Origin of the sequence: Kitasatospora sp. NPDC058218 (assembly GCF_042882445.1) — a bacterium.
Lineage (GTDB): Bacteria > Actinomycetota > Actinomycetes > Streptomycetales > Streptomycetaceae > Kitasatospora.
The window spans coordinates 38,970-51,330 of record NZ_JBHVWC010000002.1 but is presented as its reverse complement, the minus strand read 5'-3'; the positions used below and the strand labels follow the sequence as shown (position 1 = coordinate 51,330).

At 74.4% G+C, this 12,361-nt stretch carries 13 protein-coding genes and 1 pseudogene; 5 read left to right on the top strand and 9 right to left on the bottom strand.

Annotated features, from left to right (window positions below; genetic code table 11):
• Window positions 1-78 precede the first annotated feature (78 nt).
• From ACFVYI_RS01225 to ACFVYI_RS01210, 4 genes and pseudogenes are all read right to left on the bottom strand, one after another.
• On the bottom strand, window positions 79-189 hold the full coding sequence (locus ACFVYI_RS01225; protein WP_387880514.1) for a hypothetical protein: 111 nt from the start codon (window positions 187-189) through the stop codon (window positions 79-81).
• A gap of 151 nt (window positions 190-340) precedes the next feature.
• Window positions 341-1,387, bottom strand: a pseudogene (locus ACFVYI_RS01220) (DUF1254 domain-containing protein); the annotation flags it as partial.
• A gap of 214 nt (window positions 1,388-1,601) precedes the next feature.
• Entirely contained in the window at window positions 1,602-2,714 is a 1,113-nt protein-coding gene (locus ACFVYI_RS01215) for a PP2C family protein-serine/threonine phosphatase (protein ID WP_387880112.1), read from the bottom strand.
• 197 nt (window positions 2,715-2,911) lie between these two features.
• Window positions 2,912-4,147 (bottom strand): cytochrome P450, encoded by a 1,236-nt coding sequence (locus ACFVYI_RS01210; RefSeq protein WP_387880110.1) that lies wholly within the window; start codon window positions 4,145-4,147, stop codon window positions 2,912-2,914.
• A 125-nt stretch (window positions 4,148-4,272) separates the two neighbouring features.
• Here ACFVYI_RS01210 and ACFVYI_RS01205 point away from each other — a divergent pair, with 125 nt between their 5' ends.
• Window positions 4,273-4,629, top strand: a complete 357-nt coding sequence (locus tag ACFVYI_RS01205; RefSeq protein ID WP_387880107.1) for an ArsC/Spx/MgsR family protein — start codon at window positions 4,273-4,275, stop codon at window positions 4,627-4,629.
• 21 nt (window positions 4,630-4,650) lie between these two features.
• On the opposite strand, the gene ACFVYI_RS01200 is transcribed toward ACFVYI_RS01205, so the two are convergent.
• Window positions 4,651-5,121: a pyridoxamine 5'-phosphate oxidase family protein gene (locus ACFVYI_RS01200; RefSeq protein WP_387880104.1), complete on the bottom strand. Its 471-nt coding sequence runs from the start codon at window positions 5,119-5,121 to the stop codon at window positions 4,651-4,653.
• A gap of 102 nt (window positions 5,122-5,223) precedes the next feature.
• Between ACFVYI_RS01200 and ACFVYI_RS01195 the strand changes: the two genes are divergently transcribed.
• Window positions 5,224-5,775 (top strand): DUF1697 domain-containing protein, encoded by a 552-nt coding sequence (locus ACFVYI_RS01195; RefSeq protein WP_387880102.1) that lies wholly within the window; start codon window positions 5,224-5,226, stop codon window positions 5,773-5,775.
• An 82-nt stretch (window positions 5,776-5,857) separates the two neighbouring features.
• A complete protein-coding gene (locus ACFVYI_RS01190; protein WP_387880100.1) occupies window positions 5,858-6,403 on the top strand; it encodes an FHA domain-containing protein in 546 nt (181 codons plus the stop codon).
• 53 nt (window positions 6,404-6,456) lie between these two features.
• Here the strand turns inward: ACFVYI_RS01190 and ACFVYI_RS01185 are convergent, their stop codons facing one another.
• On the bottom strand, window positions 6,457-7,419 hold the full coding sequence (locus ACFVYI_RS01185; protein ID WP_387880098.1) for a DUF1152 domain-containing protein: 963 nt from the start codon (window positions 7,417-7,419) through the stop codon (window positions 6,457-6,459).
• Window positions 7,420-7,482: 63 nt separating this feature from the next.
• On the opposite strand from ACFVYI_RS01185, the gene ACFVYI_RS01180 reads away from it, so the two are divergent.
• Window positions 7,483-8,076, top strand: a complete 594-nt coding sequence (locus ACFVYI_RS01180; RefSeq protein WP_387880095.1) for a DUF6891 domain-containing protein — start codon at window positions 7,483-7,485, stop codon at window positions 8,074-8,076.
• 51 nt (window positions 8,077-8,127) lie between these two features.
• Here ACFVYI_RS01180 and ACFVYI_RS01175 read toward each other — a convergent pair whose 3' ends face one another.
• Together ACFVYI_RS01175 and ACFVYI_RS01170 are read right to left on the bottom strand one after the other, a co-directional pair.
• A complete protein-coding gene (locus ACFVYI_RS01175; protein WP_387880092.1) occupies window positions 8,128-8,514 on the bottom strand; it encodes a hypothetical protein in 387 nt (128 codons plus the stop codon).
• A 117-nt stretch (window positions 8,515-8,631) separates the two neighbouring features.
• Complete coding sequence (locus ACFVYI_RS01170; RefSeq protein ID WP_387880089.1) at window positions 8,632-9,285, bottom strand: TetR/AcrR family transcriptional regulator C-terminal domain-containing protein; 654 nt, start codon at window positions 9,283-9,285, stop codon at window positions 8,632-8,634.
• Between the two features lie 106 nt (window positions 9,286-9,391).
• On the opposite strand from ACFVYI_RS01170, the gene ACFVYI_RS01165 reads away from it, so the two are divergent.
• Window positions 9,392-10,924 (top strand): FAD-dependent monooxygenase, encoded by a 1,533-nt coding sequence (locus ACFVYI_RS01165; RefSeq protein ID WP_387880087.1) that lies wholly within the window; start codon window positions 9,392-9,394, stop codon window positions 10,922-10,924.
• A gap of 138 nt (window positions 10,925-11,062) precedes the next feature.
• On the opposite strand, the gene ACFVYI_RS01160 is transcribed toward ACFVYI_RS01165, so the two are convergent.
• Entirely contained in the window at window positions 11,063-11,818 is a 756-nt protein-coding gene (locus ACFVYI_RS01160) for a hemerythrin domain-containing protein (protein ID WP_387880083.1), read from the bottom strand.
• Window positions 11,819-12,361 lie beyond the last annotated feature (543 nt).

Sequence of the window (12,361 nt, the reverse complement as noted above, 5' to 3'; positions counted from 1 at the left end):
TAAGAATCGGCGCGCGGGGCGTGGGCGGGCCCGCCCGCCCGAGCGCGTCCCCGGGGCCGCCCCCGCGCCGGGGTCCGGTCAGGGGTGTGCGGTGAGGTCGCCGGGGCGCCAGCTGCCGTCGAAGGCGGGCTGGGCGGGGCCGTAGATGCGGAAGTAGCAGAACCAGCCCCGCCCCGGGACGGTCTGGATCCAGCGGCCGTCGGCACCGGCGGGCCGGGTCGGCCCGAAGTGCAGGTCGACGTGGTCGGCCCCGGCCTCGGGGGCGAGGTCCTCGAACAGGGAGCGCAGCGCGGTCCTGGTCGGCGACGACCTCGGAGCGGGTCCGGGCGTCGTAGCAGGTCACCGACCAGAACAGACCCGCCGGAACCGGCAGCGGGACGCGCAGGGTGTAGCTGCGGGAGCCGTCGAGGTAGGCGCCGGTGGCATCACGGTGGCCGAGCCAGTACAGCGAGCCCTGGCCCACCGCCCGGCGGAACATCGCCGGGGAGGCGACGATGGCCTGGGCGAACCAGCGGTCCCTGGCCTCCACGTCCAGTGAGCCCTCGCGCTCGAAGGTCCCGTTCTCCGGCCGCAGCCCGGCCCACTCCCAGGTCCGGTCCGGCCACACCATCCGGTCGGGGCGGCGCGAGGCGAAGGCCGCGGCCAGCATCTCGTCACGCCCGCGCCGGGCGGCCTCGGTCAGCAGCCGTGCGGTGGCCTCGTCCGGCGCGAAGGGCTTTCCGGCCTCGATGCCCAACTCGGCCAGGGCGCCGAGCATCGGGCGCAGCTCCTCGATCGCCGGTTCGGAGTCGATGACGCCGTGCAGGACCCGCCAGAACTCCAGGTTGTCCTCCCACGCCAGGCAGGTGCACTCGATGGGCTTGTCGCTCCAGTCGGTGAAGACGTACGCGGGCGGGTCCTCGCTCAGCGCCAGCGGGTAGAACCTGGCCGAGCACAGCAGCTCGTTCGCGCTCTCCAGATCGCCGCCCAGCGGAAGCACCCGCAGCGCGCAGAACGCCGTCCAGGTGTCGCAGCGCGAGACGAAGTAGCCCTCCTCGGGGACCGCGCCGTCCCAGCCGGGCGGCAGGACCAGGTGCTTGCCGCCCTTGCCGCCGTCCCGCCCGGGAAGGCCGAGGTCGGTGACCCAGCGGTGGTGGTGGTCGTCCACCAGCCCCACCAGCGGACCGGGCGGCAGCCCGATCACCATCGGACCGCCGGCCCGCAGGTCCAGGATCCCACCGGAGTAGGGGGTGTCCGAGTTCAGCGTGAACCCGGTGTGCCGGGGCCCGGCGATGAACCGCAGCGCACTCTCGTTGTCCTTCGCGCCCGCTCCCCTCGTCCCGTGGAAGATCCCCTCCAGGGAGACCGTCGGGTAGAAGAAGTGGTACGCCTCCAGCGCCCGCCGCACGTCCTGCTCCGCCTGCACCGCCCGTGCACTGTCGAGGGTCGGGAACCCGTCCCGGAACTCCACCGCTGCCGCCACCGCACACTCCCCTGTGGTCAGGCGCCTCGCGTGGTCGCCCGGTCGCCGAGGAGGCCGGGGCGCGGCGCCGCACTCCCTGGCCACCCTTCACGGCACCGCCGGCCCCGGCCAATGCCCACGGCCGAACGGCGAGGCGCCGCTACACCGGGGTGAGGGCGAGGACGGCGAGGTCGTCGGCGAGCGGCCCCGCGTAGGCGCGGACGTCCTGGGCGAGGAAGGAGACCAGGCGGTCCGGGGCGGTGGTGCCGAGGGCGGCCAGCCGGTGGGCGAGCGGGTAGAAGGCGCCGGAGGCGTCGCGGGCCTCGCTGACGCCGTCGGTGTAGAGCAGCAGGGTCTCGCCGCGCGGCAGGGGGACGGTGGCCGGCTCGGCGTGTGCGGGGGCCTCCGGTCCGGGCTCGGCGGACCGGTTGAGGTGGCCGAGGCCGAGGGGCAGGTCGAACGGGCAGTGCACCGGGGCGATGCCGCGGTCGGAGAGCAGCAGCGGCGTGACGTGGCCCCGGTTGACGATCTCCACGCCGTCCGCGCCGGGCCGGTACTGGAGCAGGACCGCCGTCACGAACAGCTCCTCGTCGCCGCGGTCGGCCGCGTCCCGCAGCACCGCGCGGTCCAGCTGCTCGGCGAGCTCGACCAGGTCGGCGGTGTCGTGCGCGGTCGCCCGGAACGCGCCCAGCACGTCCGCCACCGTCCGGACCGCGCCGAGGCCCTTGCCCCGGACGTCGCCGAGCAGGACCCGGACGCCGAAGCGGGTGTCGCACACCTCGTAGAGGTCGCCGCCGATCAGCGCCTCGGCCTGCGACGGGCGGTACAGGCCGGCCACCCGCAGCCCGCCGGCCCGCTCGGGGACCGGGCGCAGCACGGTGCGCTGCAGGGTCTCGGCGATCGTCCGGGTGCGCAGCAGGGTGCGGTTCTGCCTCGTCCGCTGCCAGGACAGCGCGGTGCCCATCACGCCGGCCAGCAGGGTGGCGATGTAGACCCACACGTGGTGCTGCTCGGCGAGGTGCCCGGCGCGCACCGCCAGGGCGAGCTGGAGCGCGAGGGAGCCGACCGTGGCACCGGCGGTCAGCACCGGGCCGTAGGAGAACGCCACCACCACCGGCAGCGCGGTGAGCAGGAACCCGGCCGCGACCGCGTCCGGGACGATCGCCTCGGCCCCCAGGTCGAGCACCACCAGGACCACCGGAAGCCAGGCCACCCAGCGCGGTGCGCTCGGTTCCGCGGCCGCCGGGTACGGCGGACGGGGCGCTGCGGGCACGGCGGGGACCTCCTGGCCGACCGGAAGGGGCCACGGTCGGGGCGACCGGGCCGAAACGACCGGTTCATCCCTTCCATGCTCTCCCACCGGTGCCCGGACGGCCCCTTGCTTTGGTCCCGGCCGCCCGGGCCCAACGACCCCGTTCGCGACAGGTCGACGAGCGGTCGCGCAGGGTGGCCGCGACGTGCCCGGCGGGCTCAGCGGACGGTGACCGGCAGGGTGTCGAAACCGCGCAGGACGAGGCGGTCCCGCCGGGTGGGCACGCCCCCGGGCGCCAGCCGGAGGAAGCGGTCGAGCAACGCCGGCACGGCGACCTCGGCCTCCAGCCGGGCCAGCTGGGAGCCGAGGCAGAAGTGCGAGCCGCCGCCGAAGCTGAGCGGCTGGCTGTCCGTGCGGCTCGGGTCGAAGAGCTCCGGGCGGTGGTAGCGGGCCGGATCGTGGTTGGCGGCGGCCAGCAGGACCAGCACCACCGTGCCGGGCGGTGCCGGCACACCGGCCACGTCGAGCCCCTCGGCGGTCGCGATCCGGGTGGTCAGCTGGACCGGCGAGTCGTAGCGCAGCACCTCGTCGGTGAAGCGCGCCGGGGCGAGGGCGCCGGTGCGCAGCCCCTCCATCGCCTGCGGGTGCCGGAAGAGCAGGGCGAGCCCGTTGCCGAGCAGATTGGTGGTGGTCTCGAAGCCGGCCACCAGCAGCAGCACCAGGTTGGCCAGCAGCTCGCGGCCGGAGATCCGCTCCGGTGCGTCGGCGGCGATCCGGGCGAGGTCGCTGACCAGGTCGTCCTTCGGCCGGGCCAGCCGCTCGGCGACGAGCGCGGTGAAGTAACCGGACAGCTCGTCGGCGGCGGCGTCGGCGACGGCCAGCTCGGCGAGGTCCTGGACCAGCTCCAGGGCGACGGTCAAGTCCCCCGCGAGGCCGCGGAAGCGGTAGCGGTCCGGCTCCGGGACGCCGAGCAGCTCGCAGATCACCTCGACCGGCAGGCGGAACGCGAAGGCGTCCATGAAGTCGACCGGCGAACCGTCCCCGCCCTGCTCCGCCATCCCGTCCAGCAGCCGGCCGACCGCCGCCCCGACCGCCGGCCGCAGCGCGGCCACCCGGCGGGCGTTGAAGGCCGAGGCGATCAGCGAGCGGACCCGGGCGTGGTCGGGCGCGTTCCGCTGCAGGATCGAGCGGCCGAGCAGGGTCACCGACGAGTGCCGGGCCAGCTCGGCGTCCACCTCGCTCAGCAGCTCGATGTCCTCCAGCCCGAAGGCGGGGTTGCGCAGCACCTGGTTGGCCGCGGCGTGGCCGACCGCCAGGACGGTGCCCGGCCCGGCGGGCACGGCGGCGCCGAGCTCGTGCGCCCGCGCGTACAGCGGGTACGGGTCCGCGATGCCCCTGCCCGCTGTCAGCTGCTCGATGATCGACGCGCCGTCCACCCGGTGCTCCCCTCCCACGACCCGCTCCCGAGACCGCGCTCCCGAGGTCCCGCTGCCGGTTCGTAAACCGCCGGTGGACGGACGGTAGTTCCCGCGTGCCCGGGTTCACCCGATCGGGAACGGTCGGTCGGTACCCTGGCGGCATGGAGATCTGGATCAACCCCCGCTGCGGGAAGTGCCGTACGGCACTGGGCGCGCTGGAAGCCGTCGGCGCGAAGTACACCGTGCGGCGCTACCTGGAGGACCCGCCGACCGCCGCGGAGCTGGAGCAGGTCCTGGAGCGGCTGGCGCTGGAGCCGTGGGACATCACCCGGCTCGACGAGCAGGCCGCCAAGGACCTGGGCATGAAGCGCTGGACGAGGGAGCCGGACGACCGGGCGCGCTGGATCGCGGCGATGGCCGACCACCCGATCCTGATCCAGCGCCCGATCATCACCGCGGACGACGGCCACGCCGTCGTGGCCCGCACCCCCGACGTCCTCAAGTCCGTCCTGCCGTAGCCGAGGCGGCGGGCCGCCCGGTCAGTGCCGCTGGATCCGCCGCACCGGCTCCCCCGGGTGCCAGGACGTGATCCACAGGTGGTCGTCGCCCACGGTGGTGTGCACCACCTGCTCCACCTCCAGCCGGAAGGCCTGGAACGGGCCGGGCGGCGGCTCCGGCAGCTCCGCGGCGTAGGCGGCCAGCTCGTTCTCGTCGGTGATCTCGACGGCCCGGCCGGACAGCTTGGAGTCCCCGCCCGCCAAGGTCTCGTCGCTCGGGTTGCTGTGCAGCGCGTAGCGGGCGTCGCGGCGCAGGTCGCGCGCCTTCGCCGCGCCGTGCATCGACCCGAGCGTCAGATCGGCGCCGAGGAAGTTCACCTCGATACCGCTCACCCGGGGGGAGCCGTCCCTGCGCAGCGTCGCCAGGACGTGGTGCTTGTTCGCCTCGAAGCGGGCCCGAACGGCGGACGCCAGCTCCGGTGCCTCGTGCTCGAAATCCTGCCAGGTAGCCATGGGCGCCAGTCTGGCACCGGACACCGACGGTCGGCCTCCGCCGGCCGCCGCCCGGGTGGCCGGTGCCCGGTGGTTGTCGGTGGCCGGTGCCAGACTGGGCGGGTGACCACCACGACCAGGTACATCGCGTTCCTGCGGGCCGTCAACGTCGGCGGCCGGACGGTGAAGATGGAGCGGCTGCGCGCCCTCTTCACCGAGCTGGGCCTCGCCGACGTGGGCTCGTACATCCAGAGCGGCAACGTCTTCTTCGGCACCGGGGAGCCGGACCGCGCCGCGCTCACCCTGCGCATCGAGGAGCACCTGGCCGAGGCGCTCGGCTACCCCGTCCCGGTGATGCTGCGCACCGTCGACGAGGTGGCGGCGCTGCTCGCCGCCGAGCCCTTCGCGGGCATCGAGGCCGCACCGGACGTCCGCCTGGTGGTCGAGTTCCTCTCGGAACCGCTGCCGGCGGACTTCCCGATCCCGTACACCTCGCCCAAGGGCGGCTACGAGGTGATCGGTGCCGACGCCGGCGCCGCCTACGTGGTGATCCACCTGCAGGACGGCAGGTGGCGGACCGGCAGCAAGCTCTTCGGCCCGTCCTACCGGGGCTCGGCCACGGCCCGCTTCCTGCACACCACCGCCAAGATCCTGGCGGCCGCCGGGAAGGCCTGATCCCGGCGGCGGCCGGGCGTTCGACGGACCGGGGCACTCGGCAATCTGGACACGTGGGGGCGGGTGAGCCGACAATCGGGCCATGACGTCTCCTGAGATCCGGACGCATGTGGTCCGGCCGTCCGAGGCCGAGCGGGAGCAGGCGCTCGGGGTGCTGCGGGAGGGTGCGGGCAGCGGTCGACTGTCCCACGACACCTTCCTCGGGCGGATGGAGCTCGTGCTGCACGCCAACAGCCGGTCCGAGCTCGACGAGGCGATGGCCGACCTGCCGGCCGGCAACCCGGTCGGGCGCTTCCTGCTGCGGACGGTGGGTCAGCTCTCGGCCTTCGGGGTGCGGTTGCGCGGGGCGTGGCGGATCGAGCGGCTGCCCGGACTGAGCCTGCCGCACCCGGCCGCGCGGCAGTTGACGATCGGCCGGGTCCCCGGCTCCGGGCTGCGGTTGCACGACGCCTCGGTGTCGCGCCACCACGCCGAGTTGCGGCGGGAGGGCGACGACTGGGTGCTGTACGACCTCGGCTCGACCAACGGCACGCACGTGAACGGCCGACGGGTCGCGGGCGGCGTCCGCGTCCGCCCCGGCGACCAGGTCCGTTTCGGCAACCTGGAGTTCCGGCTCGCCTCGGGCTGAGCCCCGCCCGGGAGCGGGGGCGCCTCACACCGACGGCCCCGCACCAGGCCTCGTCAGTGCGGGAACTGACGGGGCGGACGCTGCGCCGGCAGGCCGTCGCGGAACTCCTCGATCACGCTGCTGATCTGCCGGGTGAGCACGGTGCGCTCGATCAGGTCCAGGTAGCGGTGTTCGGCCGCCAGTGCCTCGACGGTGACACCGAAGTACAGCGCCATCAGGGGGTTGACGAAGAGCGGGCTGCCCTTGGTGCGGTCGGTGAACCGGACGTCGCCGAACTCACCGCGCAGCGCGGCCGCCACCGAGCCGTTGACGATGCTCGGGTGCTCGGGGAACGCGGCCCTGGCATGGTCGACGGCGTCCAGGTAGAGCGCGCCCTCCCGGCTGTCGCGCGGGATCGAGAAGGCCCCGAGGTAGCCGCCGGCCCGCTCCAGCGCGGCGAGGTTCTCCAGCACCAGGGCGTGGTTGACGCCGTGGAAGGCGTCGATGCCGAAGCCCAGGCAGGCGACCAGGCGTTCCGGGACCTCCGTCAGCCCGGCGACCGCGCCGAGGCTGGCCATGTCCTCCTCGGGCGTGCCCAGTCCGGCTTCGTCGCCGCGCATCAGGATGTCGGTGCCGCCGTCGACCAGCAGGACGGCGTCGACGGCGAGGTGGGCGGTGAGGGCGCGGTAGGCGGCGCGCAGCGGCCGCACGCCGACCGAGGAGAACGCCCAGACGGTGTCGGGCATGCCGTGGCGGTGCAGCCAGCGGGCCAGCGTCCGCTCGGGGAAGTAGCCCTCGGGGGCGGCGGTGTCGGGGCGGATCCGGGCGACGTCGGGCTCCAGCCAGACCTCGGCGGGCAGGCCGTAGAGGTGGCTGAACGAGAGGTTGGCCAGGTGCACCTCCTTGCCGGCCGCGCGCAGGGCGAGCGCCAGCGGGAGGCCCGCGTACACGTCGAATCCGCCGCCGGCGCCGGCGATCAGGATGCGCTCGGCGGCCAGCAGACGGGTGATCAGGGGCGGTTCGAGAAGCGAGGACACCGGGGGACGTTAGCACCGGGGGTGGGCGGCGGGTCTGTCGGTGGTCGGTGCGAGGATGCGGGCATGAACCAGGAGACCGAGCTCAGCTTCGAGGTACGGCGCGAGGCCGAGGAGCGTGCCCGCGAGTTGATCCGCTGCGGTTTCCAGGAGCCGGACGAGATAGCCGAGTCCCTGGTCGACGAGTTCGAGGACCAGGGACTGGAGCCGGAGGACGCCGAGGAGATCGTCGCCCCGCTCTGGCAGGAGCGGCTGGCCGAGCAGGCGTCGTGGCCGGAGACGACGGACGTGGACCGGCTGGAGGAGGCCTTCGACGCCCTGGAGGAGCAGGGCATCGTCGCGGCGATGGACTTCACCTGTTGCGCCAACTGCGGCTACGCGGAGATCGGCGGCGAGGCCGACGAGGACTCGCGCGGCTTCGTCTTCTTCCACCAGCAGGACACCGAGGGAGCGGCCGCCGGGCTCGGGCTGATGCTGCGCTACGGCGGGTTCCGGGCCGACGGGGAGACCGAGGAGGCGGCGGAGCACCGGACGGTGGAGATCGGCCGTGCGGTGGTCGCGGCACTGGAGGCGGCCGGCCTGCCGGTGGAGTGGGACGGTTCGCCGCAGAAGGCGATCTGCGTGACTCCGCTGACCTGGCTCAACCGTCTGCCGGAGTAGCGTTCGCGGGCCGGGAGGGGCCCGGCCCAGCGGCGGCAGCGGCAGCGGCGGTCAGCGGCTGACGTGGAGTTCGGCGTAGTGGTCGTGGGCGTTGGCGTTGCGCAGGGTGATCTTCGCGGTGCCGATGGCGGTCTCGGCCCCTTCGGTGATGGTTCTGGTCTCCTCGCCAAGCTTCACCTCGGCTGCGGTGTCGGTGATGTGACCGACGATCAGGGTGACGGTGCGGTCGCCGCCGAAGACTTCGACGGTGCGCGTGGAGTCGCCGCCGTCGGTGCGGACGACGACGTCGCAGCTGTTGTCTGTGGTGCAGAGCGAGGCGCCGCCCTCACAGGCGGTCAGCCCGGCCCCGAGCAACAGCGCGGCGGCTGCCGCGAGCAGGGCCGGTCGGACCGGTGCGGAGCGGCGCGCGGGTCGCGCGGTGGTGGTCGCTGTGGTCATGGCTCCGACGGTAGGCGGCCGCCCGGGCCCGGCCATCGACCCCCGGCGGTACCCTCCCCCTGGCCGCCCCCGGAGCACCCGGGCCGTCCGGCCCCCGAGGACGCCGGGGTGGATCCCCTAGGGGGCGTGGGGAGTTGAGGGCCCGAGGACGCGCTCCACACCGGCCACGACGACGGCCAGACCTCGCTCGAAGCGCTGCTCGAAGCCCCCGAAGAAGTCCTGCCCCGCGGCGGCGGCCAACCCGTACGCGGGGTCGATGGCGGCGGCCCGCTGCTCCGGATCGTAGCCGGGGGCCTGCTCCCCGGGCACCGGGTGGACGGCCTGCTCCTCGATCACGAAGCCGATGGTGTAGGCGTACGCGGTGGTGAACGCCTGCGCGGCGTCGGCGAGTTCGAATCCGGAGCGGACGAAGACGGCCAGCATGGCGTGCTGGCTCTCGGCGTGACCGTAGTCGGTGAGCCGCGTCCCGCTGAAGACCTTGGCGCCGTCCCGGTAGCCGAGCAGGGCCGCCCGCAGGGTGCGGCAGGTGCCGACGAGCGCCTCCTGCCAGGAGCCCGGCGCCGCCGCCGGCCCGGCGGACATCCGGCGGAGCATCTCGGTGGCCATCTCGTCCAGCAGCGCCTGCTTGTTGGCGAAGTGCCAGTAGAGCGCGGGCGCCTTGACGTCCAGCTCGGTGGCGATCCGGCGCAGGGTGAGGCCGTCGAGCCCGGTCTCGTCGAGCAGTCGCAGGGCGGCGTCGACCACCTGCGCGCGGTCCAGCTTCGGCGGCATGCCGGCCGTCCCTTCTTCGTTCGTCCCACCCCGGCATTGACAATTTAACACCGTTAAGCCCATGCTCTCCCCATCGGTCAACTTAACGCCGTTAAGGAGAGTGCTCATGACGTCCCCCCAGACCCGGCCCGCGCACGGCCCGGATCACACCGATGTCCTGATCGTCGGAGCCGGACCGACCGGCCTCGCCCTGGCCTGCGACCTCGCCCGCCGCGGCGTGGCCGCCCTGCTGGTGGAACGCGCCGGGGCACTGTTCCCCGGCTCACGCGGCAAGGGTCTGCAGCCCCGCACCCAGGAGGTCCTCGACGACCTCGGCGTCCTGCCCGCCGTGCGGGCCCACGGCGCGCCCTACCCCCGGATGGTGTCCTGGCAGAACGGCGAGCGGCAGGGCGAGTGGGAGCTCGTGGAGCGGAACCTGCCCGACCCGACCGTCCCGTACCCGGACGTCTGGATGATCCCGCAGTGGCGCACCCAGGAGATCCTGCGCACCAGGCTGCTGGAGCTCGACGGCCGGGTCCGCTTCGGCACCGCGCTCACCGGCCTCGACCAGTACCCCGACCGGGTCGAGGCCACCCTGACCGGCCCGGACGGCGTCGCGCGGACCGTCTCGGCCCGGTACCTGGTGGCCGCCGACGGCGGCCGCAGCACGGTGCGCCGCGCGGTGGGCATCACGATGGCCGGCGAGCGGATCGACCCGCGGCCGGCGCTGGTCGCGGACGTCGGGATCGACGGCCTCGACCGCGACAACTGGCACGTCTGGCCGCACGGGCCCGGCGGACCGCTGCTGCTCTGCCCGCTCCCCGGCACCACCGACTTCCAGCTGTTCGCCCAGTTCGACCCGGACGAGACGCCGGACACCTCGCCCGAAGGGGTGTGCCGGGTGATCGCGGCCCGCACCCACCTCGCCGAATCGGCGGTCGGCGAGGTGCGCTGGTCCTCCGACTTCCGCCCGCGCGCGGCGCTGGCCGAGCGGTTCCGGGAGGGCCGGGTCTTCCTCGCGGGAGACGCCGCGCACATCCACTCCCCCGCGGGCGGGCAAGGCCTGAACACCAGCATCCAGGACGCCTACAACCTGGGCTGGAAGCTCGGCCAGGTGCTGCGGCACGGCGCACCGGAGGAGCTGCTGGACAGCTACGAGGCGGAGCGGCTGCCGATCGCCGCCGACGTCCTGGAGATCTCCACCCGACTGCACCGCGCGGGCGGCGTGCAGGACGGCGGACTGCGCCGGGGGCCGCGGACGGAGCAGCTGGGCCTCGGCTACGAGCACGGCCCGCTGACCGTGGAGGCGCGCGTCGGCCTGACCGGGGACGCGCTGCGCGCCGGCGAGCGCGCACCGGACGCACCGCTGGACGCGGCGCCGGCGACGGCGGATGCGGGTGCGGATGCCCGGTCGGCTGCGCCGGGAACCCGACTGTTCGACGTCTTCCGGGGCCCGCAGGTGACGGTGCTCGCGGTCGGCCACGAGCTGCCGGCCGTCCCGGCCGGTGTACGGACGCACCGCGTCGACGGCGGGGTCGCGGCCGAGGCCTACGGCCGCGGGATCTTCGTGATCCGACCGGACGGCTACCTCGGGCTGGCCACCCACGAACCGGCCGACCTGCCCGGATACCTCGCCCGACTGGGGCTGCACCGGCCCTGAGCGGCCTCGACGCGGCGGGAGGGCCCAAGCGGGCCCGGGAGCTCGGCTCGACGCCCGGCGTCTGACTTCTGGGCTTCCGGCATAGGCGAATGGCATATGCCACGCGCGTAGATCAAGGGCCTGCGAAAGGCCCGGTACTCACTCCGCGGAGCTGTCCGAGGCGTCGGCGGGACCCCAGATCAGGGCGGTGCAGCGCTGGTAGGTCGCGTGCCAGTGCGGCCAGTTGCGGGCCACGTCGTCGTCGCAGTCGGCCAGCAGGCGCTCGACCACCGCGGGCTCGACACCGTCCAGCAGCCAGGCCAGCGCGTCCGCGGTGCCCGGGCCGTCGGCCGAGCGCAGCAGGTCCAGCAGCTCCGGCAGGCTGCCGACCCGCGAGGTCTCCGCGAACACCCGCTCCATCCGGGGCAGCAGTTGGCGCTCCTCGATCCGCAGGTGGGTCTCCAGCCGGGCCGCCAGGTCGTCCATGGCGTAGGCGACCGGCCAGGCGCTGCCCGCGTCCCGGCTGGCGATCCGGACCAGGGTGGTGACCCGGGTGAAGGAGTGGTCCAGGTTGTGGTGGTCGGCCTCCAGCCAGTTGAGCAGCAGGCGCAGCTCGGGCGCGAAGCGGCGCACGATCGGCCAGATCCGGGTGTCCTGCTGCTCGTGGTGGCAGGTCAGCATCGCGGTGACGAAGGTCCAGTGACGCAGCAGCGCCTCGCCCTTCTCGTCCTCGCCGGGCTGGAGCAGTCGCAGAGCGTTGGGCAGCCGGGCGAGGTCGCGGCGGAGGGCGTCGTGCACCAGTCGCAGCCCGGCGAACCGGACGGCTTGCGGCTCCTCGTCGGCGGCCCGCTGACGCTCGGAGCCCGCCCGGGTGGGCACGGAGGGGGACGCTACGGACAGCAGATGGCTCGGCATGGCACTCTCTTCACGACTTGGCACGGCGGGCTTGCTCGGCATGGCACGACCGGCTCGACGGCCGGCTCGACGGGCAGCACTGGCGGAAGGCGGTCCCACCACAGTGGCCGTAGTCGATCAGAGGCGAATCAATGTCCGATTGACGTGCAGGTCAGCGGCCTGGCGCGGGGCTTGGGTCCCCTGTCGGCGCCACCGGCCGGGGTACGCGCGGCCGGTCGCGGGGTGCGCCCGCGAGATGGCGAAGAGAGATGGCGAAGATGCGGCCCGGCACCCGGCAGGAGCGCGCACGGGCAGGGCCGGGCAGCAGGCGGGGGCGGGTGGAAGCAGCGGGCGCGTACGGCGGTGCGCGCGTACGACCGACGCGGCATGCGGCGCGGCTCGCGCTCGGGCGCGGCACCGGACGCCGCCCCGGTGCCGCGGCAAGGGCCCGTCGGGGGGGCGGCCCCCCCCCCCCCCCCCCGCCGGGGGGCTGGCGCGGGGGCCCCCCCCGGGTGGGGGGGCCGCCCAGCAGCGGGGGCGGGCGGAACAAAGTTTAGTGGCGGG